General features: G+C 61.4%; 16 protein-coding genes. 3 read left to right on the top strand and 13 right to left on the bottom strand.

Annotation, left to right across the window (positions count from 1 at the left end):
* Positions 1 to 167: 167 nt before the first annotated feature.
* From ONB52_08600 to ONB52_08590, 3 genes are all read left to right on the top strand, one after another.
* Positions 168 to 764, top strand: coding sequence for a hypothetical protein (locus ONB52_08600; GenBank protein MDZ7416203.1), 597 nt, complete (start codon positions 168 to 170; stop codon positions 762 to 764).
* A 180-nt stretch (positions 765 to 944) separates the two neighbouring features.
* Positions 945 to 2,417, top strand: a complete 1,473-nt coding sequence (locus tag ONB52_08595; GenBank protein MDZ7416202.1) for an NCS1 family nucleobase:cation symporter-1 — start codon at positions 945 to 947, stop codon at positions 2,415 to 2,417.
* A 265-nt stretch (positions 2,418 to 2,682) separates the two neighbouring features.
* Positions 2,683 to 3,924, top strand: coding sequence for an ectonucleotide pyrophosphatase/phosphodiesterase (locus tag ONB52_08590; protein MDZ7416201.1), 1,242 nt, complete (start codon positions 2,683 to 2,685; stop codon positions 3,922 to 3,924).
* Positions 3,925 to 4,127: 203 nt separating this feature from the next.
* On the opposite strand, the gene ONB52_08585 is transcribed toward ONB52_08590, so the two are convergent.
* From ONB52_08585 to recA, 13 genes are all read right to left on the bottom strand, one after another.
* Positions 4,128 to 4,988, bottom strand: a complete 861-nt coding sequence (locus ONB52_08585) for a ParB/RepB/Spo0J family partition protein (GenBank protein ID MDZ7416200.1) — start codon at positions 4,986 to 4,988, stop codon at positions 4,128 to 4,130.
* Positions 4,942 to 5,742, bottom strand: a complete 801-nt coding sequence (locus tag ONB52_08580) for an AAA family ATPase (protein MDZ7416199.1) — start codon at positions 5,740 to 5,742, stop codon at positions 4,942 to 4,944. The genes ONB52_08585 and ONB52_08580 overlap by 47 nt, the downstream gene beginning before the upstream one ends.
* 274 nt (positions 5,743 to 6,016) lie before the next feature.
* Positions 6,017 to 8,656: a putative LPS assembly protein LptD gene (locus ONB52_08575; protein ID MDZ7416198.1), complete on the bottom strand. Its 2,640-nt coding sequence runs from the start codon at positions 8,654 to 8,656 to the stop codon at positions 6,017 to 6,019.
* Between the two features lie 4 nt (positions 8,657 to 8,660).
* A complete protein-coding gene (locus ONB52_08570) occupies positions 8,661 to 10,025 on the bottom strand; it encodes a replication-associated recombination protein A (protein ID MDZ7416197.1) in 1,365 nt (454 codons plus the stop codon).
* Positions 10,026 to 10,376: 351 nt separating this feature from the next.
* Positions 10,377 to 12,074 carry a hypothetical protein gene (locus tag ONB52_08565; protein ID MDZ7416196.1) on the bottom strand — a complete coding sequence of 566 codons (1,698 nt, stop codon included), beginning with the start codon at positions 12,072 to 12,074 and terminating at the stop codon, positions 10,377 to 10,379.
* Positions 12,075 to 12,182: 108 nt separating this feature from the next.
* Positions 12,183 to 13,580, bottom strand: a complete 1,398-nt coding sequence (locus tag ONB52_08560; protein MDZ7416195.1) for a sigma-54 dependent transcriptional regulator — start codon at positions 13,578 to 13,580, stop codon at positions 12,183 to 12,185.
* A 212-nt stretch (positions 13,581 to 13,792) separates the two neighbouring features.
* Positions 13,793 to 15,103, bottom strand: coding sequence for a GTPase HflX (hflX, locus tag ONB52_08555; protein ID MDZ7416194.1), 1,311 nt, complete (start codon positions 15,101 to 15,103; stop codon positions 13,793 to 13,795).
* Between the two features lie 116 nt (positions 15,104 to 15,219).
* A complete protein-coding gene (locus tag ONB52_08550) occupies positions 15,220 to 17,355 on the bottom strand; it encodes a BatA domain-containing protein (GenBank protein ID MDZ7416193.1) in 2,136 nt (711 codons plus the stop codon).
* A gap of 549 nt (positions 17,356 to 17,904) precedes the next feature.
* Positions 17,905 to 18,708, bottom strand: a complete 804-nt coding sequence (locus tag ONB52_08545; protein MDZ7416192.1) for a hypothetical protein — start codon at positions 18,706 to 18,708, stop codon at positions 17,905 to 17,907.
* A 100-nt stretch (positions 18,709 to 18,808) separates the two neighbouring features.
* A complete protein-coding gene (locus tag ONB52_08540) occupies positions 18,809 to 19,561 on the bottom strand; it encodes a geranylgeranylglyceryl/heptaprenylglyceryl phosphate synthase (protein MDZ7416191.1) in 753 nt (250 codons plus the stop codon).
* A 100-nt stretch (positions 19,562 to 19,661) separates the two neighbouring features.
* On the bottom strand, positions 19,662 to 22,265 hold the full coding sequence (alaS, locus tag ONB52_08535; protein MDZ7416190.1) for an alanine--tRNA ligase: 2,604 nt from the start codon (positions 22,263 to 22,265) through the stop codon (positions 19,662 to 19,664).
* A gap of 455 nt (positions 22,266 to 22,720) precedes the next feature.
* Positions 22,721 to 23,296 carry a recombination regulator RecX gene (locus ONB52_08530; GenBank protein MDZ7416189.1) on the bottom strand — a complete coding sequence of 192 codons (576 nt, stop codon included), beginning with the start codon at positions 23,294 to 23,296 and terminating at the stop codon, positions 22,721 to 22,723.
* Positions 23,297 to 23,308: 12 nt separating this feature from the next.
* Positions 23,309 to 24,394, bottom strand: a complete 1,086-nt coding sequence (recA, locus tag ONB52_08525) for a recombinase RecA (GenBank protein MDZ7416188.1) — start codon at positions 24,392 to 24,394, stop codon at positions 23,309 to 23,311.
* Between the last annotated feature and the right edge of the window lie 32 nt (positions 24,395 to 24,426).

The following is a 24,426-nucleotide window of genomic DNA, read 5'->3' as shown; positions in this document are numbered from 1 at the left end:
AAAGATGTGGTTGACCAAATCATCTCGGGAAGCTGCGCCTGGCCGGCAGTTGCGCAAAAAGGCAGGGAACACGGTTTGCAATCTGTCCATCAAAATTGCGGGCTGTCCGCGCGCGAGCACCGGCAGTGGAATCGCAGACAGGCAGGAAGTCTGAGATTGGGACACTCATGCAAGAGCTTTTCTATTTTTCGTTTGCAGACGTGATGGCGCGCATCGAGTATCATCGCGACGCCAACGCCCTGCGCTATGCCACCCACCGCACGCTGACCCTGCAGGAGCGTTTGCTCATCGAACAGCATCTGCTGGCAAGCTTCGCCCGGAAAACAGAATACTTCCAGCGCGCCCCGGCGCTCTTTATCTATCTCGGCACGGAGGAGGAGCCGGCACGCCGGCTGAAAGATTTTCACGCCAGGAGGGAGTTGCAGAAGTTTGATGACGAGGCGATCACAGCATCGGTCGGCAAGCTGATTGCGCAAGCTCTGGAGCAGTACTATTGCGAGCGCATCGGCGATGTGCTGCTGGAAGCGCGGCGGGCATTTGCCGGGAAGTCTGCCGGCGACAGTCTGCAGCAGCGCAAGCGGCGCAAGGCCGAGTTGCAGAAACTCATCGATGCTTACAACCACTACACGGCCCGGACAATCTCCCTGGCCGGGATTGTCCCCGCTGAATTGCAGCCCTGCTTCGACCTGCCGCAGGTGGACAGCGAGGAACAGCCTGACGGCATGCTGACTAATCCCTGGCGCAATCCCGCTTTGCACACGTAGTCCGCCGACTTTCCCACCGGCAATTTTCCTTTGACAAGTTGGACGTTTTTGTTTTAATTCCCAGCCATTCTTTCCGCGCATGGCACAGCCCGTGCCGTGCCACCGCAGTTGACATCTTCCCCGGGAGGTGACGTGCGAAGCGATCTCGACCTTGCGCAAATTACGGCCGCGCGCGCGGACATGGCTGCTTCCGATCTCTATAACGAAGACCTGGCACCCACCACGCTCAGCCAGCGCACCTGGTCGCTGTGGAACATTGCGGCCTTGTGGATCGGCATGGCTGTCTGCATTCCCACCTACATGCTCGCCGCCGGTTTGATTGACAGGGGCATGAGCTGGCGCCAGGCGCTGTTCACCATCATACTCGGCAACGTCATCGTGCTCATCCCCATGGTGCTCAACGCCCATGCCGGCACCAAATACGGCATACCGTTTCCGGTGCTGCTGCGTGCCTCCTTCGGCACCATTGGGTCGAACATTGCTGCATTGATGCGTGCCGTGGTGGCCTGCGGCTGGTTCGGCATTCAAACCTGGATTGGCGGCAGCGCGATCTATGCCTTGCTGGGTGTGCTCTTCGGTCTGCGCCCCGGCATCGACGACACCGTCATCTCCTGGCTCGGCATCTCGCTGCCGCAGCTCGGCTGCTTCCTGCTCTTTTGGGTCATCAATGTTGCCATCATTCTCGCAGGCACGGAATCGATCCGCTGGCTGGAGACGCTGTCGGCGCCGTTTCTGCTCGCCATCGGGTTGGGTCTGCTCTATTGGGCGGTGATCAACGCCGGCGGCCTGGCCAACATTCTTTCCGCCGAAACCGTGGCCAAGATCAAGGCCTCGGCAGGCACCGGCGAGGTGTCCTTCTGGAAAATTTTCTTCCCCTCGCTGACCGGCATGGTCGGCTTTTGGGCCACACTGTCGCTCAATATTCCAGACTTCACCCGCTTTGCCCGCAGCCAGCGTGATCAGATGCTCGGACAAGCCATAGGGCTGCCAACCACCATGGGGCTGTACGCCTTCATCGGCATTGCGGTCACCTGTGCGACCGTGATCATCTACGGCGAGGCCGTTTGGGATCCGGTGCAGTTGCTGGCCAAATTCGACGCGCCGGTGACCGTGGTGCTCTCCCTGGTTTCCATCACCATCGCAACGCTCACCACCAACATTGCGGCCAATGTGGTTTCACCGGCCAATGATTTCTCCAATCTGCGGCCAGCACTGATTTCCTACAAAACCGGCGGCCTGATCACGGCGGTGATCGGCGTGCTGATCATGCCCTGGCGGCTGCTGTTGGATTTGGGCAACTACATCTTTGTCTGGCTGATCGGCTACAGCGCTCTGCTCGGCCCCATCGGCGGCATCATGATCTGCGATTATTTTTTCATTCGGCGCCGCCACCTGAATGTGGAAGATCTCTATCGCCGGCACGGCGAGTACACCTATCGCAACGGCATCAACTGGAGGGCTGTGCTCGCGTTGTTTCTGGCAATTTTGCCCAATGTGCCCGGCTTCCTCAATGCCGCCACCGCACAACCCGTCTTCCCGGCGTTTTTCAATCAGATATACACCTATGCGTGGTTCGTGGGTCTGCTGCTGGCCATGGGTCTGTATTATCTTTTCATGCGGCAGGCAGTCCGGCAGCGACCGGCTTCATCATGATGATGGCAAAAGGCCGCGGTTTGCTTCCCGGCCTGTGTGCCGCGGGGAGATCCGTGCCGGCATTACACCATGATAATTCCTGCCTGTTTGGGCACCTGTCGCGCTGAAAGGCAGCGCAGAGCTTCTGCCTGGAAACAGGCTGGAAGACCGTGCTTCAACGGCTTCTGCCGTGGTCGGTCCGAACGAAGCAGCGGGCGGCATGGACTTTAGTGCCCGCCGAAGTGCGTGCGAGTGCAAAACAAGACACGTGTGAAAGGCAATGATTATGCAACTGAAAAGGCTGGCCGTGCTCGCGGGGTTGATTCTTGCCGGCGGCATCCGTCCAGCGGCGGCACAGGAAGCCGTCGGGCCTGGCAACCGCATCACAGACCTCGCCCCCACCGTCATCCTGATTTCAATCGACGGCTTTCGTCATGATTATTTGGACCGGGCCGCGGCGCCCAACCTCCAGCGTTTGGCGCGGAACGGCGTGCGCGCACATGGCATGATTCCCGCCTTCCCGAGCAAGACGTTTCCGAATCACTACACCCTCGTCACCGGGCTCTATCCTGAGCATCACGGCATTGTCTCCAACACCATGTTGGATCCCGAAGGCAAGGCACGCTTTCGCATCAGCGACCGCGCCGCGGTGGAGGACAGCCGCTGGTGGGGCGGCGAACCGCTGTGGGTGACGGCACAAAAGCAGGGACAGCTCACTGCCACCTATTTCTGGGTGGGTTCAGAGGCGGAAATACTCGGCACACGCCCGGCTTATTGGAAGCGCTACGCGCACAACACCCCCAACCGCGCGCGTGTGGCCCAAGTGCTGGCCTGGCTCGACCTGCCCAAACCGCAGCGGCCGACGCTGATCACGCTGTATTTCAGCACCGTTGACGAGGCCGGCCACGAGTTCGGGCCGGATTCGCCGGAGGTGATGCAAGCCGTGGCAGCGATCGACACGGTGATCGGCACCCTGCTGGAGGGACTGGCGGCGCGCGACATTTTCCAGCAAGTCAACCTCATCATCGTCTCCGATCATGGCATGGCCGCCACCAGTGCCGGGCGCGTCATCCACCTCGACGATTATCTTGATTTGCAGCAGGTTGATGTGATCGACTGGACGCCGGTGCTGGCACTGCTGCCCCGTCCGGGGGAGGAAGAGGCAGTCTACCAGAAATTGAAAGGGGCACATCCGCATCTGCAGGTATATCGCAAGGCGGAAGTCCCCGAACGCTTTCATTTCCGCGGGCATCGCCGCATTATGCCGATCATCGGCCTGGCGGACGAAGGCTGGACCATCAGCACTCGTGGCCGCAACCGGCGGCCGCGCGGCGGCGACCACGGCTATGACAATCTGCTGCCCTCCATGCGCGCCACCTTTATCGCACACGGCCCGGCCTTCAAAAGCCAATTGCAGGTGGCGCCGTTCCAAAACATTCATGTCTACAATCTGGCATGTGAGATCTTGCACCTCGTGCCGGCACCCAATGACGGCAGCCTGGATTCCGTGCGCACGATGCTGAAATAACGTTCATGCAAAACGGCTCCCCATGCGGCAGCCGCCCGGCTTGTGTGGGCGGGGGACACAGTCGCAACGCGGGGAATTGCCCTGCAGCGGCCCGGGCCGTTACAGTTTTTTACACAAGCAGCGCTTTGCGGGGGGCAGGAACCGGCGGTTGGGAAAAACCCAGGCCACTGAGACGAGGTGATGGTGTGGCGGGAGGAAGGGGGTCAGATGTTCTGCAGCAGTTCGAGGAGGCGCTCGAGATCATCGGCAGAGTAAAACTCGATCTCGATCACGCCGCCTTTGCCTTTTTTCTCGATGCGCACCTGCGTTCCCAGTTTGCGACGCAGCATGTCCTCCGCCTGCTGCACGTCGGCGGCAACGCTGCGCAACTTCCGACCGGCAATTTGGGCGGCGCCGTTACTTGCCGTGCGTGCGAGTTTCTCGACCTGCCGCACACTGAGTTGCTGCTTGACGGTTTTTTTCCAGAGTGCGAGCTGCTTTTGCTTGTCGGTCACGGTCAGCAGCGCGCGCGCATGGCCGGCGGTGAGCTCGCCCTTCTTCAAACTCTCCTGGATCGGCTCGGCCAGTTTCAACAGGCGCAGCGCATTGGCGATGGTCACGCGGTCCTTGCCCACCTTCTGCGCCACCACCTCCTGGGTAAGATGACATTCCTCGATCAGGCGCTGATAGCCGCGTGCCTCTTCGATGGGATTGAGATCCTCGCGCTGCACGTTTTCGACAATGGCCAGCTCCAGCAATTGCCGGTCATCTTTGATGTCGAGCACGAAGGCGGGGATGTGCGTGTAGCCGAGCTCCTGCACCGCACGCAAACGGCGTTCGCCGGCGATGAGCTGATAATTCGCGCCGAGCGGCCGGACGGTGACGGGAGTGATCAGACCGTTTTGCAGGATGGATTGTTTGAGCTCCTCCAGACGGGCAGGGTCGAATTCCACGCGGGGCTGAAAGGGGTTGGCCGTGATCCTGGCGATTTCAATCTCCCGAACCGATTCGGACTTGCCGCTGTCGCTGTTGCTGAGTTCAGGAATGAGCGCTTGCAGCCCTCTTCCCAACCGGTTGGTAGCCATTCTTCAAGATCTCGGATGCCAGACTCATGTAGTTTTCCGCGCCGCTGCACACCGCATCATACAGGATGATGGGCTTGCCGTAACTCGGCGCTTCACTCAACCGAACGTTGCGCAAAATCGCCGTGTTGTAAACTTTCTCGCCAAAGTATTTGCGCACATCCTCCGCCACCTGCCGGCTGAGATTCAGCCGGCCATCGTACATCGTCAACAGCACGCCCTCGATTTCCAGGCGGGAGTTGAGGTGCTTCTGCACCAGCCGGATGGTGTTCAACAACTGACTCAAACCCTCGAGAGCGTAGTATTCACATTGAATTGGAATCAGAACCGAATCCGCGGCTGTGAGCGCGTTGAGGGTGAGCAGACCCAGCGAGGGCGGGCAGTCGATAAAAATGTAGCGGTAGGATTTTGCCAGCCGGGAGAGCGCGCGCTTGAGTATCTGTTCCCGTGACATCGCGCCAACCAGCTCGACCTCTGCCCCCACCAGCCGGACATGAGAAGGCAGTAAATCCAAATACTCCAATTCGGTTTTGATGATCGCCTGATTGACGTCCAGGTCATTGATGAGGACTTCGTAGATGCTGTTTCTGACCTTGCGCGGATCCACGCCCAAGCCGCTGGTAGTATTGGCCTGTGGATCAATATCCACCACCAACACCGGATTCTCCGCCACGGCGATGCAGGCTGACAGATTGACTGCCGTCGTAGTCTTGCCCACGCCACCTTTCTGGTTCGAAATCGAAATTGTCCTCGCCATGACTGTTCTTCTCCATAAGACGGACAAAGGTAGGCCAGTGCCGGGTGAAATGCAAGCCGAATTTTGTAATCTGGCGGGATTCTGTCTATTTGGGCTACTGAACGGTTATTCACGGACTAGATATTGTGCCCTGCCGGCATCTCTCCGCGGTGCCAATTTTCCTTCCAGTCTCTGCTCAAGAAGTTTACAGCATGCGGCGCCATGAAAGGCCTGCGCCGTTTGCGAAACGCAGGCCGTTGCTCCTGACCGTAAAACCGGCCACTGTTGCGCGGGATCAATAATACGATCCGCCAAACACGCTGGCGCGGCCACCGCGCTTTTCGAGCTTGATATCCTGCAGCGGCGCCTTCAAACTGATGCTCATGTAGAAGCTCTGGCGCGTGCCGCCGGGAATCCACGTCAGCCGCATCTCCCAGCAATGCAAATCGCGATGCACGCCGTAGCTTTGATAGATGACGGATTTTTTCACCAGATCGAACTGCGCCGAGTAGTCCAGACTCAGATTTTTGGTCAACTGCACGCGCGCATTGGGAATGCCGAGTTGCGCATACTTCGTCGGCCGCCGGGGGTTGGCGCGGTTCAGGCTGTAGCTCAGGCTCACGCTCGCGCTCCACGGCACTGAAATCTCGCCGCCATCCGGCGGCGGTGCAAACGGGCTGAAAGACTCGGGCGGGCCGGTTGTGCCGGTTCCCGCGGCGAACGGCTCCGGGGGGTTGACCTCGACCGGCGCAGGGCTGCCACCGGTTTCGCCCTGCAGTTGCAGACTGGCGTTCAGCGAAACATTGGTGAGACGCAAAAATTTTCCGCTGAGCAGGCCATGCTTCTTCCACAGCAGGCGCTTCACTTCGATACCGCTGGAATCGACATCATAAAAACTGTGTCCCGCGTTCAGACTCAACGACACCCCGCGGCCGGGACTGGCCTGCAAATTGGAGGAGAGCGGGCCCTGCTTGAAACGCCTGGCGGCAAAATTGTAACCGGTGGACAAGCCCAGGTTGAAGAGATTGATCTTTTTCGGTTTTTCTTCGCTGCCAACTTTCATCTGAAAGAGATTGGCCAGGCCGAAACTCACACTGGCGAGCTTGCCCTGACTCGTGCCCCCAAAGCGGTCGCGCTTGACCCTGCTGCCATCGGGCAGGTTCAACTCCTGATAATATCCCCAAAATGCGCTGGAAAAATCCGGCTGATAGAAAAACGACACGCTCGGCGCCATTTCATGCCGCACCGCCTGAAGCGCTCCGATTTTGGGGAAAAACGTGCCGTAAAGTTTGGTGTTTGCGGAGGCCGTGTAGGTGAAGGTATGCCGCGCAAAAAAGCCCCTGACCTCGCGTGCATCGATCTGCGCGGTGGAAGCGGCGCTGGTGTCGACCACGACGTAGCGCTTGGTGCGATCAAACCAATCCTCGCGCGCCGCCACGCTCTGCGAGAGTGAAAGCCAGCCGAAATATTTCGGACTGAATTGTGAGAGGTTGAGCGCATGGCTGGCACGGCCGAGCGCCTGCCTGGGCGGCGCGACATTGCTGACTGCACGGCCGCGGCTGATCTGGAAACTGGCGTTGCCGCTGTAACTGAACTGGAGGTTTTGATACCACGGAATCTCCTCCAGGCTCAGGCTGGTGGCGCCGGCTTTTTTTTTCTTCGCGCCGAACAGCGGTCGCTGCGGCATGCTGAAGCTCAGGTTCGGCAGCGTGCGGGTGTAGGAGCCGTCCTGCAAATCCTTGCTCTCGGAGAGATTGATCGAAAAACTGTTGCTGCCCAGGCGGGTGGAGTAGGTCGCCTGCGAGGTCAGGCGCCGCGTCAGTTGTCGGTCGCGGTCGGGGGTGAAATTGTTGTAGAAACTCCTGCCGCTGGTGAAAGTGCCGGCCACAGCCAGCGCGGCGCTCTCGCCCAGGGGCTGGCTGTGATTGAAGCGCAGGTCCCACAACCTTTCGCGTCGATCGGCGAAGGCGAAATTCTTGCGGGTGAAAGAGCCGCTGATGCTGCCGTGATAGGCATACCGCTTGACATACGTGAGATCGCCACGCAACAGCCAGCCGGAGCGATCATAGAAATCGACGGTGGCGCGGGCATCGAGGTAATCGTTGACCGCCCAATAGTAGCCCAGGTCGCGCAGGAAACGGCCCTCGAGTGTGCTTTGGCCGTATTTGGGAATCAGCAGGCCGGAGTGACGCCCGGTTTTGGTGGGAAACACGGCAAAGGGCAGGATCGCAAGTGGTATTCTGCCGAGGAAAAACACCACCGGCTTCGCCACCACTTTATCCTGCACCGTAATCTTCATCCGTTCACTCCAAAAATGAAAATGCGGATTGGGATTGCGATCACACGTCGTGTAGGTTCCGCTGCCGACATTCAATGTCCTGTCGTCCACGCGCTTGATGCGCTCGCCGAAATAATGCCCGCCGTCGAACTCGGTGCGGCCGCGCAATACCCGGCCCTTTTCTGTGGCGAAATTGAATTCCATGGCCTCACCCACCAGCTTGTCGCCGCCGTCCGTGAAGGTGGGAAGATCGCTGGCGGCCCGGCCGTTCGCGGCGCCGGGCGCAGGGGCGGAAGCAGGCCGCAGGGAGTCGGGCAGCGGTTCGGCGCGCAAGGTGCGGCGCTCCATGTCAACCGTGATGCGGCCGGCGGTCAGCGTGGCCGTTTTGTATTTGACCACCGCCCTGCCGGTAAGCACGATGAGGCGTGCCGGCACAAAAATTTCAATGTCAGCAGCGCTGTACTCAATCGGCGCATCGACTTCCGATTTCGCGGCCGCAGAAGCAGGCGGCGGCGGCTGGTTTGTGACAATAACGGAGTCGGCGGCCGGATTGGCCTGGCTGGCAGGAACCTCCTGGCCGTGCAACGCACGGGTGAGCAGCAGGGCTGCAACGAGCACAGTCACAGCCGGCGGCGGGGTGGCAAACTCTCTCTTCATGGGGTCACGTGGCGTCCGGCGGTGCGGCGGCCTGATCGCCGTTGTACTGCTCGCGGTATTTTTCCCACCAGGCTTGCAAACGCCGGGCAATGTCAGCCTCCATGCCGCTGGCAGAGGGCCGGTAGTAAAGTGCAGCAGTCAAATTTTCCGGCAGATATTCCTGCTCCACAAAATGGCCGGGGAAATCGTGCGGATATTGATAGCCGCGACCATGGCCTGCCTGCGCCAGCAAGTCGGTGGGCGCATTGCGCAAATGCAGAGGAATCGGTGCCAGCGGCTTTTCCCTCACATCCTGGATGGCGGCTGAGAGGGCGCGGTAGGAGGCGTTGCTCTTTGGTGCGCTCGCCAAAAAAGTCGTGGCCTGCGCCAGCACCAGTCCGGCCTCGGGCATGCCCACGTAGGTGACCGCGGTGAATGCCGAGGTGGCGAGCACGAGGGCCAGTGGCTCGGCATTGCCAATGTCCTCGCTGGCGAGAATAATCAGGCGCCGTGCGATGAATTTGGGATCTTCACCGGCCTCCAGCATGCGCGCAAGATAGTGCAACGCGGCATTGGGATCGCCGCCGCGCACGCTTTTGATGAACGCGGAAATCGTGTCGTAATGCTGGTCGCCGGCGCGATCGTAAAGCGGCGCGCGTTTCTGCACCGCTTCCCGAATGTGCGCGACGGTGAGCACACGCTGCCCCTGTGCGTTCGGCCGGCAGAGACGCACCGCCTGCTCCAGGCCGTTCAAAGCCGTCCGGCCGTCTCCGGCTGCGAGCGCCACCAGGAGATCACGCGCCGCCGCCTCCAGCACGAGATTGGCCTGCTGCAGTTGCCGGTCGTGGGCGAGCGCACGTGCAATGATTTGCCGCAAGGCGGAATCCTCCAGCGGCTTCAGTGTGTACACCTGGCAGCGCGACAACAGCGGCGCGATGACTTCAAAGGAGGGATTCTCGGTGGTTGCACCAATGAGAGTGATGGTGCCGTCTTCGACGCGCTGCAACAGGGCATCCTGCTGGGCTTTGTTGAAGCGGTGAATCTCGTCGATGAACAGGATGGTGCGCCGGCCGCTGCGGCGATTGTTCGTCGCTTTTTGCAGTACTTCTCTCACTTCCGCGACCCCGCTCGCCACCGCGCTCAACATAAAAAAATCCGCTTTGGCCGCCTGCGCCAGCAGCTTTGCCAGCGTGGTCTTGCCGCTGCCCGGCGGGCCCCACAGCAACAGGGAGCCGAACGTGCCGGTCTCCCACGCCAGGCGCAAGGCTTTGCCGGGGCCGAGCAAATGCTCCTGGCCGACAAAGTCATCGATCTGCCGTGGCCGCATGCGTTCTGCCAGTGGCGTGCTGTGCTGCAGATTTTCCTGCGCTAGCTGATTGAACAGGTCCATACGCTGCAAAAGATCCCGCCCAACACATCATCCTGTTCCGGTGGCCGGTTTCCTGTGCGACCACTTCCCGCCGACGGGCCAGTGTGCCGCCGGCGTCTGCTGCTTTCAGACTCTCCGCGATCGGCGCGGTTGCCGGTTTCGGCCCGGGAACGCCTGGCGCAGCATCGGCAAATTTCATGGCGCAGCACCGCGGTTGAGGGTTCTGCGTCGCTGGGGTGCAGCCACAACCTTGCCGGCGACCAACTGTGCGGCTGCTGTGACCGGCAGTCCGCCCAGCCTTTGGGCCCCTGGCAAACAGCCGGGAGCTTGAAACGCCGGCAGCGGGCGCAAGCAACACGCCCTGAGCCACCCTCACTCGAACCCGTGGAACGCCTGCCAGCGAAACACGGTCACGCCCAAATCCGTGCCGAACCAGACGAGCTCGCGCTCGAGCGCAATGGCATTGACGTGATCATCGAGCAGGCCGTCTTCGCGGGTGTAGTGTTTCCATTCCCGGCGCCGGGGATGATATTTGAACGCGCCGTTGTTGGTGCCGGCCCAAACCACTTCCGGTCCTGCGACGAGGGCATGAATGGCCGCGCCGCCCAGGGTGTTGCGTGCCGGCGTGGCCAGCCACTGCCGGTGCACGACATCCAGCGCCTCGACCCCCCAGTCGGTGCCGAACCAAACCAGCGAGTCATAGCAGGAAACTGCCGTGGTGACAATGCGGCCCGGCCCGTTCTCGATCTCGATGAAGCCACCGTTGTCTGTGGCCATGTCGTACACCAGCGGCCCATGATCGCTGGCCACCCACAGCAAATTTTCCTGGCGGTCGAGATCATGGATGCGCACGTGCCGCAGCATGTCGGGCAACACTTCGGCAATGCCCAGTGAATCCCTGCCGATGGTGGCAAGTGTGATGCGGTTCAGACCCAGATCGGTGGCGGCATACAGATATTGGCCATAAATGGCAAGATCGTTGACGCGCGGACTGGCCAAACCATCGAGCGAGAGCAGGCGCTGCCAGCGGTCTTTCTGCGGGTCGTAGATGTTGATGCCGTTTTCGGTGGCGCAATACAGCAGCCTGCCGTCATGGGCGAAGCTGTTGACTTCGTCGCTGCTCATGCTGAAGTTGTAGCGTGCATCGTAGTAGCGCCAGTCGCGGTTGTCGGAAGTGCCGGCGCGGGGATTGCGCCAGTAGGTGATGCCTTCCAATGATTCATCGGCGGGCTGGCGGAGGGTGTTGCGCAAGCCGCCAATCCACAGGCCATGCTCATCGAACAGCAGGGCATCGACCCGCTCACTGGCCAGGCCGGTGCTGATGAGTTGCGCCTGGTCGGCATTCAAATCCACGCGCAGTGCGCCCAACCCCCACGTGCCGAGCCACATGTTCCCCCAGCGATCCCGGCTCACGCCGGTCACCCGTGCCTGGCGCAAATGCCGGTCTTGCACGACGCCGCGTGGATCGAAGAGATAGCCGGGGGGCATGAGAAAGTGGGGAAACGGCCGGGGCCGGGGCGAGCGCTCGCCAAACCAGACGACACTCTCTTCCGGAACCTGCCCGCCGGCCGGCTGGAAAAAGTTGCCGAATTTATCCTGCCGGAACAGCCGGCCCGAGCTGGTTTGAAACCAGTTGCTGGTGTTGTCGAATCCCAGCGAGACGAAATCTTCGTTTTCACCCACGCCAATTTCCATCTTGCTGAAGTTGGTCCAGCGCAGGGAGGCGGGATGCTGCCGGCTCAGGCCCTTGACGGTTGCGCACCACAGCGTGCTGGTGATGTGATCGAAACCAACGGCAATGATGCGGTTGTCGGCCAGGCCGTCGCTGGTGGTGTAGGGGGGCTGCCAGATGCCGCGCAGAATATCGAAACGCGCGATGCCGGTGGTGGTGCCGAAGAAGGCCTGCTCGGGGCTGGCCGCCACGGAGCTGACATAGCGATTGACCCCATAGCTCACCCAGTCACCGGGACGGTAATGATCGCGCGCCGGAAACGCGCGCGGGGCCAACGCCGGGAGCGCGAGTGCAGCCACCAGCAACAGGCCGGCGATGCCGGGATAAAAACGGTGCATGAATTTCTTTCTCACTTCCAGGATGAGGCGGGCGGCGCTGCTGGTTCGCTGGGAAGCTAGCAGAATTGCCGTAAAAAACAACGTGCAAAACGGCCGGGACGGCGCGGTTCATGCCTTGATGTTGTAGCGCAGCAGCTTGCGATGCAAATTGGCCCGGTCGGTGCGCAGGCGGCGGGCCATCTCGCTGACGTTGCCATTGGTCAGGGTGAAAAAGCGGGTCAACAGCTCGTATTCGAATTTCTCCAAACGGTCGCGCAGGGGAATGTCTGCCGCCGTATCCAGCAGGACAGAGCCATGATCGCCGGCGGTTGTCACGGGCATGTTCGGGGAGGCAGCGGCGGTGAAAGTGGGCAGGGCCTGCATCACGTGGCCGGCGGTGATGGCCGGCTCATCGTTCATGATCATCAGGCGCTCGATGATGTTGCGCAGCTCGCGCACGTTGCCCGGCCAGTGATGCCGCATCAGCAGGGCCGCGGCCTCGGGGGTCAGGGTTTTGGCGCGGCGGCCATAAGCGGCGGCGAGCTGGTTGAGGAAATGCGCCGCCAGGAGCGGCAGGTCCTCCAGGCGCTCGCGCAGCGGCGGCACGGCAATCGGAATCACCGAGATGCGAAAATACAAATCCTCCCGGAAGCGGCCGGCACTGATTTCCGCGTCGAGATTTTTATTGGTGGCGGAAATGACGCGCACATCGAAGCGGAGGGTTTGCGTGCCGCCCACCCGCATCAGCTCATTTTGCTGCAACACCCGCAACAGCTTGGCCTGGGTGTCGAGCGACATGTCGCCGATTTCATCGAGGAACAGCGTGCCGCCATGGGCTTGCTCGATCAATCCGATTTTGCGCCGCGTGGCGCCGGTAAAGGCGCCTTTTTCATGGCCAAACAATTCGCTTTCGATCAACTCGCGCGGAATGGCGGCGCAGTTGACACGCACGAACGGCTTGTCCCGGCGCCGGCTCTGCCGGTGCAGCGCCTCGGCAACCAGTTCCTTGCCGGTGCCATTCTCGCCCGTAATCAGCACCCGTGCTTCCGAGGGAGCAGCCTTGCGGATCGCCTGGCGCAAAGCGAGCATGGCGGGCGACTGCCCGATCATCTCGTCGCTGATGCCGGCGCGCTGGCGCAAGGTGTCACGCTCGGCCTCCAGCTGCAGGCGCTCGGCAAAGTGTCTCACCTCCAGCACCACCCGCTCCGGCTGCAGTGGCTTTTCGAGCAAATTATAGGCGCCCAGACGCGTCGCCTGCACCGCCAGGTTGATGTCGGCATACGCCGACATCATGATCACGGGAACGGCCAGATTCTGCTCGCGCATGCGTTGCAACACCTCCAGGCCGTTGAGACCCGGCAGGCGCAGATCGAGCAAGATCAAATCGACCGGCTGTTGCAGCAGCACTGCGAGCGCCTCTTCGCCCGAGGCGCATGCGAGCACCACATGGCCGAGATCGGTGAGCAGGCCGCTCAGCGTGTGACGGATGTTGGGTTCGTCATCGACGATCAGGATGTGCAGAGGCATGCGACATGCGGTTTGATGTTGGGAGCGAGCACAAACGCTGCTCTTGCTCCCATTCCGACTCCCACTTTCACCCCAGCCGGGAAAACCAGCGCCGCAACCGTCCCGGGTGTGATGCCGCCCTTGTTCGATTAGGTGATTCTGCGCGCTGTTGCGGCTGCGGGTCACGGGATGCCTGGCCCGTCCCGGGATGACCGCGGTGACGGCGGCACTTTTCAAGATGACGGCTGCCAGCGGGGGGCGGCATGCGGCGCCAGCATTTGCCGGATCTGTGCGGCGGCCGCCTGGCGGGCGCGCAGTTTGAGAATCACCCGGTCGGCTTCAAAACGGCGATCCAGCACGTGTGCCATTTCGTGCAGCCGTGCGAGCTTGGCCGGTTCGGAGAGCGGCAGCTCGGCTTCGAATTCCACCACGCCGGCGGCGGCGAAATCATTGATCCAGCGCTGCAAATCCCCCAGGAACATGCGGCGTTGCGCCGAAACGAAAACCGCCGGGGCGAATTCCTGCTGCAATCGTGGCAACCGCCCGCTGTCCGGCAGGAGGTCGATTTTGTTGAAGACGTGCAGCACCGGGTATTCATTGAGCTGCATCTCCGCGAGCACGCTGCGCACCGTGATGATTTGGTGCTCCATTTGCGGATGCGTGACATCGATGACATGCAGCAGCAGGGAGGCTTCGCGCAGCTCATCGAGCGTGGACTTGAACGAGGCCACCAGGTGAGGCGGCAGCTTGCGAATAAAGCCCACCGTGTCGATCAGCACGATTGGGCCGGTATCCTTGTGACAGCCGTTTTGTGGCCAGCGCAGGGCGCGCACCGTCGCATCGAGGGTGGCGAACAGGCGGTCTTCGACGAACACTTCGGCTTCGGTGAGGGCATTCAACAAGGTCGATTTGCCGGCGTTGGTATAGCCCACCAGCGCCGCCTTGAACAAACCATCGCGATGCTGGCGGCGCACGGCGCGCTGCCGGTCGATTTTCTTCAACTCGCGGCTGAGATGGGCAATGCGCTGGCGCACCATGCGGCGGTCGACTTCGAGCTGGGTTTCACCCGGCCCGCGCAGGCCGATGCCACCCACCTGCCGGGAGAAGTGGCTCCACATGCGGGTGAGCCGGGGCAGGAGATATTCCAACTGCGCCAGTTCCACCTGGGTGCGTGCTTCGCGGCTGCGCGCCCGGCGTGCGAAAATGTCCAAAATCAGGCCGCTGCGATCGATGACTTTCTTTTCGAAAAGTTCTTCGAGATTTTTCGCCTGCCCCGGGGAGAGATCGTCATCAAAAATCACGACGTCGATGTCCTGTTCAGCGACCAGGGCGGCAACGCATTCGGCCTTGCCGCGGCCGATGAAATAGGCCGGGTCGATCCGGGGGCGGGAATGAATGATGGTGGCGACGACTTCGGCGCCGGCGGTGTCTGCCAGCAGTGCCAATTCCTGCAGGGAATCCTCGACAGCAACGCGGGCGTGACCCACGGTGGTGAACCCCACCAACAGCGCGCGCTCGCGCTCACGGGTCTGGGTTTCGTGCATGATGTCTTTGACAGCCTCCTTGGTTTTTGTGAGTGTGCCCCCTCCGCCTGGCAACAGGTTGTTCGTTTTTTGATGATGACTGACGTCCTGCCGCCGGCGAATCCTCCGCCCAAATCTCAGTCCACCTCCGCTTTTTCCCACGGCAAACCCACGGCGGCAGATCGGCTGGCCGTGCCGGCCTCCGCGCGACTGCGATAAAGGAGCATTTCGACAATCATCGCGAGCAGCGCCGCCAGCAGAAAAATTTGCCACAACTCGGAGCCATAACGCGCGGCCTGGATTTGTTCACGCACCCGCCCCTCGCCCGACAAAGGTGCGAATGCAGACACGCCGGCGGCGGCCGCCAGTGCGGTTTCGGCAAGAGGGGGTGTGCTCAATTCCGAGGCATTGAAGTTGACCGCCCAGGTGTGCACCACCCGGTCACGGTCGCGCAATTGATAAAAACCGGGCGCAGCCGTTTCCGTCACCCGCACGTGATAATTCTGCCCCGTCACCTGCACCGGCGCTTTCAGCAACTCGCCGGTGGGCAGCTCCACCACCAACTCCTCCGCAGGCTGGCGCAGCACGCTGCCCAGTTCGCTGCCAACCGTGGCAGCCGCCTGCAGATGGTCGTGGCTTTGCGCAACATATGCCACGCTGCGATGGAGCAACGGCACAAAGATGCCTTTGAAGGCAAAATCCGACCAGTCTTCCTGCAACGCGGAAGTGAACAACAGCAAGCGGCCGCTGCCCACCCGCCGCTCGATCAGAAACGGTTGTTGGTTCGAATAGTCGATGATCGAGTTCGTACCGGGCAGCAAACGCATCTGCACGGCAAAGCGAAACCGGGGGGAATCCACGCGCGGTTTGTCGTCCATGTTCTCGAACACACCGTCGAAGAGCGGGTGGGAGAAATCGATGCGGCCGAGTTGCATGAAGTTTTCCGGCTGGGCGAGACTGCCCATGGTTTCGCCGAATGCGCCGATTGCCAGCCGGGACAACAGCGTTTCATTGTAGTGACGCAAATCGACATCCCGGCCCGGGAACAGGATCACTCCGCCGCCGCTGTTGAGGAAGCTGATCAGACGCTCGGCCACGCCTTCGGCAAAGCGGCTGACATTGGCCAGCACGATGCCGTCATAGTCCTGCAAGCGCTCGGCAGCCAGCTCCCTGGTGGTGATCTCTTTCCAGCTTGGGGTGGCCGCCGCTGTGCTGGCGGACGGCGCTTGCAGGGCGGCGCGCAGAAAGATGAGATCGTCGGGCCGTTCGCTCACCGCCAGCAGCCGCCGGTGTGGCGGAATATAGAAGGTGAAGTACTGCGTGTTATCGAAGGGCAAATCGTCATCTTCCAGCGCCAGCCGGCTGCGAATGAAGCCGGTGGTGTCGGATATGGCACGAAACGTCACCGCGCGCTGCGTGCCGGCAGGCACCGCCACGCTTTGCTGGGCCACGCGTTTGTCGTTGAGGTAGAGATGCAACAGTTGGCTTTGCACATCATTGGTGCCGTGGTTCGCCACCGTGGCGGTGACCTCGAAACTTTTGCCGCGCTCGAAAATCTGATTGCGCAGCACGGCACCGCTGAGCATCAGGTTGGTGGCCGGCGGCCGGTTGTAACGCACAAAGTAACCGCGCACGCCCGGCAGCGCGGGCAGTTCCGGCAGATTCGCAGCACGGCCGTCGCTGAAGAGATAAATTTCGCGGTTGACGTTGCGCGTTTTTTCCAGCAGGCTGCGGCCGAGCGCCAGGGCACCGGCAAGATCGGTCTCCGCCCAGGTTTGCGGCACGGTTTGCACGACTTCCCGCAGGCGTTCGGCCTCCACAAACGGCCCACCCGGCAGGAGTGCGGCCGGCTTCGCCGCGGTAATCAGGTAAATTTCATCCCCGGTGGCAAAAAGATCCGCCATCTCCTGCACCTGGCGCCGCGCCATCGCCAGAAACGAGACGCCTTCGGGTGCGGCGGTCATGCTCAGCGAATTGTCGATGATGAGCACGGCAGTGGTGCGGGCGCGTTGCGCCAGGGCCACGCTGTTTTGCCGCAAAGTCGGCCGTGCAAAAGCCAGCACCAGCAGCGCCACGATCAACATGCGCAGCAACAAAAGCAACAATTGCTTCAATCTGAGCTGGCGGATATTCTCGCGTTCCAGGCGCTTGAGGAAGGCAAGGGTGCTGATCGCAACGACGTTGAGTTTGCGCCTGGTGAGCAGGTGAATGAGAAGGGGCAGGGCGACTGCGGCCATGGCCCACAACAGCGCCGAGTTGAGGAATCCAAACATAAAGTGTGTATGTGCGTTTTCCGACTTTTGAAAACGCTCAACGGTCTGCGGGTTCCGTTTTTTTCAGCGGGAATTCCCGCGAAACTTTTGCACAGCATGCGGGCCGGCATGGCGGCCATCGCCCGCTTTCACGTCCCCTCATGCGCTTTGTCGGCCTGGCAGGAGACAAATATCACATTCTGCCGCGCCAGGATCTTGCGCCGGTTGTTTAGCACGGTGCAACATAGAACAACCCGCAGAAATTAGCAAGGACTATGACGGATGGCTGCCTGTCTGCCGGGCGCCCGGGCGTCAATTGCCGCATCGGCCTGTGCCCGCCTTGCAGCAACCCCGCGGGAGTGAAGAGCAACACCGAATTCAAGACCGGCCGCGAGAACTGTGAAATGGTGGCGCAGGCGAGCACAATGGAGGTGATGGCCGCACATCACCCGCGGCACCATGCCCGGGAAGCGTCTGTCTGGTGCAACGGCAGAGGTGTTGAGCAAGGGCGGCGTGGCCGGTAAAGAGGCAGACCAGGAATTGTTCCGGGGCCGCAGGGATGGCGGCGGTTCAGGCATGGCGCGCAACCAGTTTCTTCAACAAGCGCAGGGGGCTGAAGGTCGCGCGTTTGCGCACGGCCTCCACCGGCAGCGGCTCGGGGATGTCGATGTCTTCTCCGGCAAGCGCGCGACGGGGATTGTCATAAAAGATGCGTTGCGCCGCCTCTTCGCCCCACATATCGCGCACGATGCCGAAGCTGCTGCCGATGCGCATCGGCCGGCGGCCGGCGTTGTGGCCGTCGCTGCCGATGAAGTGAATCAGCCGGCTGTCGAGCAGCGCCATGGCCAGCGCCTTGACGCCTTCGCCATATTTGCCGTCCAGGCTGCCGGCGTTTAACTGCAGCAGGGCACCGCGCTGCACGAAGTCGTAGGCGCGTTGCGGGTTCCGCAGAAAGCCGAGATTGCGCTCCGGGTGCGCGATGATGGGAATTTTGCCCGCGAGCACGAGTTGAAAGAAGGTGTCGTCCGCGCCTCGTGGAATGCCCTGCATCGGAAATTCCACCAGAAAGTAACGCCCGTTGTTGTTGAAGGTGGAGATGGTGTGGGACAGCTCCATCTCGGGCTGGTAGAAAATCTCGGCGGCGAGATGCAGCCTCAGCGCCAGGTTCGCCTGCTGCAACCGCTGTTTCATCTCGGCGAACTTCGCGAGGATTTCCGGCTCGAGGCGATAGTGCGTATTGTCGAGAATATGGTGGGTGACGGCCAGCTCGGTGGTGCCGGTGGTCACGGCCTGGGCCGCCATTTGCAGGGATTCTTCCCAGCTTTCCGCACCATCGTCGATGGCCGGCAAAAGATGCGTGTGCATGTCGATCATTCGATGTCCTAACCGCAAACGTCCTGAAGAGATCCGGCGAAGCTGCTGCTCACAGCGCCCGCCGCCCGCTCACTGACGCAGGCCCGGCATGGGCCTGCTGTTATGGCGCCGGCGGCGGGCCGGCGTGAATCGCATCGGCGAACTCCCGAATCAACGCGCTGCCGCCGGGTTGTTCGAACACGTTACCCGTGACCACGAAAGCCGCGCCGGCCGCCACACACTTGGCCGCCTGTTCGGGCGTGCGAATGCCGCCGCCGGCAATCACCGGCACATCGACATAGCCGGCCACCGCGGCAATCATCTCCGGCGAGATGGCGTGTTCGGCACCGCTGCCGGCTTCCAGGTACACCCATTGCATGCCGAGATATTGTGCGGCGAGCGCCGTGGCTTTGGCGATGTCGAACTTGTCGCGCGGCATCGGCCGGGTGTTGCTCATGTACTCTGCGGAGGTCATGCGGCCGGAGTCGATCAGCATGTAGCCGGTGGCGATGGTCTCGATGCCGAAATGCCGGATGAGCGGCGCCGCCTTGACTTGCTCGCCAATCAGGTAGTTGGCGTTGCGGCCGCTGATCAGAGACAGGAACAGCACCGCGTCGGCATGGCGGGAAAGTTGAATCGTGCTGCCGGGAAAAAGCAGGCAGGGCAGCGCGGTGGCGGCGCGAATCGTGAGCACGAAGTCATCGAAATGCGGATTCAACAGGATGCTGCTGCCGATGAGAATGGCATCGGCTCCGCCGTCACTGGCGGCGGCCGCCAGGTCCGCGAGCTGGGAGAATTCCCACTTGTCGGGATCGATGAGGACAAAGTGGCCCGCGCCGCTTTGTGCGCGCACGGCCTGCAGGTGGTCGAACACTTTGTGGGGGCCGGCACGCTGGCGCCAAACACCGTCGCGCGCCGTGGCCTGGCGGTGGGCAACCGTCGCGTTGCTGTTGCCCGCCTGGGATGCGGCTGGCCTAGCGATTGGTCATCTCCTGCAAGATTTGGGGTACTTGATTCAGGGCTTCCTGCAGACGCTCCACCTCTTTGCCGCCGGCAAGCGCCAGATGCGGCCGGCCGCCCCCCGAGCCGCCGGCGATGGCAGCGACACGTTTGACAATATCACCGGCCTTCAGCTTTTTTTGTTGAATCAAGTCGTCGGTGACAACGCAGGCAAAGGCGAGCTTGTCATCCAGCACCGCCGCCAGCACACCCACGCCGCTGCCGAGCTTCGCGCGCAGCGTATCGCCCATCTGCTTGAGATCATCGGTGCTGCCCGCCTCCACTCTGGCAGTGACCACGCGAAATCCGTTCCAGGGGGTGGCGCGGCTGGCGAGATCATTGATTTCCTGCTGCGACCACTTCAAACGCAACTGGCGCAGCTCGCGTTCCAGAGCCTTGCGCTCCTCCAGAAGCTGCCGCACGCGCTCGATGACGTCATCCTCCCCGGTGTTGAGCAGGGCGCGCAACTCTTCGGCGATCCGCCTTTCCTTGCGCATCAGCACCTCCGACCCGCGGCCGGTGGCCGCCTCCAGCCGGCGAATGCCGGCGGCCGCCGAGCCTTCGCTCAGCAGCGCAAACAGCCCCGCCTCGCCGGTGTGGCGCAAATGCGTGCCGCCGCACAGCTCCAGGGAAAAATCACCGATGCGGACGACACGCACGATGTCGCCGTACTTTTCCTCGAAAATCGCCATCGCGCCGAGCCGGCGTGCCTCCTCGTAGGGCATCTGGCTGGTGGTGATCTCCAAATCGGCGCGAATTTGCTCGTTGACGATGCCCTCGATGTCCTCGAGTTGTGCCGGCGAGATGCGCTCAAAATGCGTGACATCGAAACGCAGACGCGCGGGCGCAACCAGCGAACCGGCCTGGGTGACATGTTTGCCGACCGTGTCGCGCAGGGCGCGATGCAGCAGGTGGGTGGCCGTATGGTTGCGCGCCGTGTCCAGCCGCAGCCGGGCATCGACCTTCGCCACCACCCGGGGATTTTCGATCTCACCGTACAGCACCCTGCCGATGTGCGCAATGTGGGAGCCAACCTTCTGCACATCGACGACCTCGATCACGAAGCCCTCGCCTTCCACCCGGCCCTGATCGCCGACCTGCCCGCCGGATTCCGCATAAAACGGTGTATCGGAAAGCGTGAACACCACGCCCTCGCCCTCCCGCTGCAGCCGCCGAATCTCGGCTTGAATCTCAAGGTCGGTGTAACCGACAAAGCGCGAAGCGGCACCGCTGGTCAGTTCGCGCCACTCCTCCGGTCTCAAGGCGGTGTGATAATCCCACTTGCCGGCTTCACGCGACTTGCTCTTCTGCACCGCCATGGCGGCGTTGAAGCCCTCTTCATCCACCAGCAGGTCGCGTTCCCGCGCCATGAGCTGGGTGAGATCGAGCGGGAAGCCGTAAGTGTCGTACAGGCGAAACGCCTCCTCGCCGGGGATTTTGTTCTTCTTTGCTTTCTCCAATTTGGTGACGATGCCGTTGAAAATCTCCAACCCGCGATCCAGCGTGTGATTGAAGCTTTCCTCCTCGGCTTTGATCACCCGGCTGATGTATTCGTGCTTGTCGTGCAGCTCTGAAAAGGTGTCACCCATGATGTCCACCACCGGCTGCACCAGTTTGTAAACGAACGGCTCGTGCATGCCGAGCTTGCGGCCGAAGCGTGCGGCGCGGCGGAGCAGCCGGCGCAGGACGTAGCCGCGGCCCTCGTTCGACGGCAGAACGCCGTCGGCGATGGCAAAGGTCAGACAGCGGATGTGATCGGCGAGCACGCGATGCGGCACCCCGTTCTCGAAGTCATAGCCCTTGCCGGTGATCGCGCTGATGGCCTCCAAAATCGGGGTAAAGAGATCGGTGTCGTAGTTGGATCGCACGTTGTTGAGCACGGCCAGCACGCGTTCGAAGCCCATGCCGGTGTCCACGTGCTTGGCGGGCAGCTCGACCAGCGCGCCGCCGGGCGCACGGTTGTATTGAATGAACACGAGATTCCAGATTTCCATCACGCGCGGGTCGCCGGCATTCACCAGGTTGACGCCGGATTTGTCCGGCGTGAGATCGATGTGAATCTCCGAGCACGGACCGCAAGGGCCGGTTTCGCCCATTTCCCAGAAGTTGTCCTTTTCCCCGAAGCGCTGGATGCGCTCGCCAGGCAGGCCGGCGATTTTGCGCCAGCAGTCCGCCGCTTCGTCGTCCGTTTTGTAAACCGTCGCGTACAGGCGATCCTTCGGCAGACCCCATTCCCTGGTCAGCAGCTCCCACGCCCAGGCAATGGCCTCCGCCTTGTAGTAATCGCCGAAGGACCAGTTGCCGAGCATCTCGAAGAAGGTGTGATGATAGGTGTCGAAGCCGACATCTTCGAGATCATTGTGCTTGCCGCTGACCCGAATGCACTTTTGTGTGTCGACCGCCCGCTTGTACTCCCGCTGTTCCGTGCCCAGGAAGATGTTCTTGAACTGGTTCATCCCGGCGTTGGTGAACAGCAGCGTCGGATCATTGAGCGGCACCACCGATGCGGAGGGCACGATGGTATGCCCCCGCTGCTTGAAAAAATCGAGGAAGGATTGCCGTACGACTTTGGACTTCATGTGAATATCCTGAATTGTGCCTGTCATCCACTGATTTCTGTTCTGGCGGGTTTCCCGGCGCGTCCACCAGGCCACCCAGATGCCGGCCGGCGCCACCGCTGCAATCATTAGAGTGATGTCCAGCTCCGCTGGCCGTCACCTGCCTCCCTGTGAATCATCTTCTGCTTTGCGCAGGCGCCGAAGACGGTAATCAGGCAAGGCCATGCTCACCCAAAAACCGAAAATGCACCCAGCCAGCAGGCTGCGTGGGTATGGAGGAAGCGCAATTGACCAATGCCATCCGGCGTGAGCACCACCGCAATGATCTGCAGGGACGTTCTTCAAAAAACCGGGGCAGAACTTGTAAATTTCTTTTCGGCGGCCGGGTTGACTGCGGTTACTCAATAATTCCACTCTCTCGGCAGGTATTCTTGTCACACCGCCGGGAACCCGGTCGCTTCAGGACGATGCCCGTTTCATTCCTCCAGCTCGCTGTCTCCCAGCTCCCGCCACAGCGGTGTCGCCCGAATCGTCTCCCAATCAAAACCCCGGCGTTGCAGAAAATCCGCGAGCTTTTGCCGCGCTTTGCGCGGCGGCAGGGCGGCAAGTTTTTTGCGCTGTTTTTCAGCAAGCTGGCTTGCCAGCGACAGGGTTGCGCTGTCCGTGAAAACTTCGTCGAGTGCGGTGGCAATGATCTCGGCCGCAATGCCTTTTTGCCGCAGCTCGGCAGCCAGCCGTTCCCGGCCCATTGGGCGATTGCGCAGCCGGCTTTGAATGAACGAACGTGCGAAGCCGGTATCGTCAAGATAATGCCGGCGCCGGCATTCGGTCAGCACAGCCGCCACGATCTCTGCGGCGAAACCTGCTTTTTGGAGCGCATCGTGCAGTTCCTTTTCAGTGCGGCTGCGTTGCGCCAGCAGGCGGTAGGCTTTGGTCAAAGCCGCTTTCAGCTTGTCTTCGCCGTCTTCGAACAAATCGGCCTGCCGGCCACTGGGGGCAATCATCTTGGCACTTGGGAGAAAGGAGTAAAGTGCCCGGCGCACTTCACCCATTCCAAACAGCCTTTATTTCTTCGCCGGCGCCGCGACTGCCGGCACGGCCGCCGCCGGCCTGGCAGATTTGCCGGCCTCCGCAACTCCTGCCGGTGGTGCCTCCTCCTTGATCAACCCCACCGCTTTGCGCACCTTGAACTCCAGATTCTTGCGCACCTCGGGGTTGTCGATCAAATACTTTTTCAAATTCTCACGGCCCTGAATGCGGTCTTCGCCGACGGTGAACCAGGTGCCGCTTTTCTCGATGAGTTTCAAAGTGATCGCCAGATCGGCAAGATCCCCCTCGGAGGAGATGCCGGTGCCGTACATCAAATCGAATTCCGCCTCTTTGAAGGGCGGCGCCACTTTGTTCTTCACGACCTTGACCTTGGTGCGATTGCCGGTGGTGTTCTCGCCTTCCTTGATCGAGGCAACGCGCCGCACATCCAGGCGCACCGAAGCGTAGAACTTGAGCGCACGGCCGCCGGTGGTGGTTTCGGGATTGCCGAACAGGACGCCGATCTTTTCGCGGATCTGATTGATGAAAACCACGCAGACGTTGGTGCGGCTGATGGCGCCGGCGAGCTTGCGCATTGCCTGGCTCATCAAACGCGCCTGCAAGCCCATTTGCGCCTCGCCCATTTCACCTTCGATTTCAGCCTTGGGGACCAGCGCCGCCACCGAGTCAATCACCACCACATCGAGCGCGCCGCTGCGCACCAGGGTTTCCGTGATCTCCAGCGCCTGCTCCCCGGTGTCGGGCTGCGACACGATCAGATTGTCCACGTCGACGCCCAGATTTTTGGCATAGTTGGCATCGAGGGCATGCTCGGCGTCGATGAACGCCGCCACGCCGCCCAGCTTCTGGGCCTCCGCGATGATGTGCAGCGCCAGGGTGGTCTTGCCGCTGGATTCCGGTCCGAAGATCTCCACGATGCGGCCGCGCGGCACGCCCCCGATGCCCAGCGCGGCATCCAGGGAAATCGAGCCCGTGGGGATGACGTCGATTTGAACTTTTGCGCGTTCATCACCCAGTTTCATGACCGAGCCTTTGCCAAACTGCCGGTCAATCTGCTGGATGGCGAGATCCAGCGCTTTGAGTTTTTCGCTTTTATCCACTCATCCCTCCGGAAATGGTGAGGTGGTTGAGA

This window comes from candidate division KSB1 bacterium (assembly GCA_034506255.1).
GTDB classification, from domain to species: domain Bacteria; phylum Zhuqueibacterota; class Zhuqueibacteria; order Zhuqueibacterales; family Zhuqueibacteraceae; genus Coneutiohabitans; species Coneutiohabitans thermophilus.
This window is presented reverse-complemented; position numbering and strand designations above follow the sequence as displayed.

Coding starts and splice junctions, on each gene's coding strand:
- ONB52_08600 (MDZ7416203.1), top strand. CDS start 168: ATGCAAGAGCTTTTCTATTTTTCGTTTGCAGACGTGATGGCGCGCATC.
- ONB52_08595 (MDZ7416202.1), top strand. CDS start 945: ATGGCTGCTTCCGATCTCTATAACGAAGACCTGGCACCCACCACGCTC.
- ONB52_08590 (MDZ7416201.1), top strand. CDS start 2,683: ATGCAACTGAAAAGGCTGGCCGTGCTCGCGGGGTTGATTCTTGCCGGC.
- ONB52_08585 (MDZ7416200.1), bottom strand. CDS start 4,988: ATGGCTACCAACCGGTTGGGAAGAGGGCTGCAAGCGCTCATTCCTGAA.
- ONB52_08580 (MDZ7416199.1), bottom strand. CDS start 5,742: ATGGCGAGGACAATTTCGATTTCGAACCAGAAAGGTGGCGTGGGCAAG.
- ONB52_08575 (MDZ7416198.1), bottom strand. CDS start 8,656: ATGAAGAGAGAGTTTGCCACCCCGCCGCCGGCTGTGACTGTGCTCGTT.
- ONB52_08570 (MDZ7416197.1), bottom strand. CDS start 10,025: ATGGACCTGTTCAATCAGCTAGCGCAGGAAAATCTGCAGCACAGCACG.
- ONB52_08565 (MDZ7416196.1), bottom strand. CDS start 12,074: ATGCACCGTTTTTATCCCGGCATCGCCGGCCTGTTGCTGGTGGCTGCA.
- ONB52_08560 (MDZ7416195.1), bottom strand. CDS start 13,580: ATGCCTCTGCACATCCTGATCGTCGATGACGAACCCAACATCCGTCAC.
- hflX (MDZ7416194.1), bottom strand. CDS start 15,103: ATGCACGAAACCCAGACCCGTGAGCGCGAGCGCGCGCTGTTGGTGGGG.
- ONB52_08550 (MDZ7416193.1), bottom strand. CDS start 17,355: ATGTTTGGATTCCTCAACTCGGCGCTGTTGTGGGCCATGGCCGCAGTC.
- ONB52_08545 (MDZ7416192.1), bottom strand. CDS start 18,708: ATGATCGACATGCACACGCATCTTTTGCCGGCCATCGACGATGGTGCG.
- alaS (MDZ7416190.1), bottom strand. CDS start 22,265: ATGAAGTCCAAAGTCGTACGGCAATCCTTCCTCGATTTTTTCAAGCAG.
- ONB52_08530 (MDZ7416189.1), bottom strand. CDS start 23,296: ATGGGTGAAGTGCGCCGGGCACTTTACTCCTTTCTCCCAAGTGCCAAG.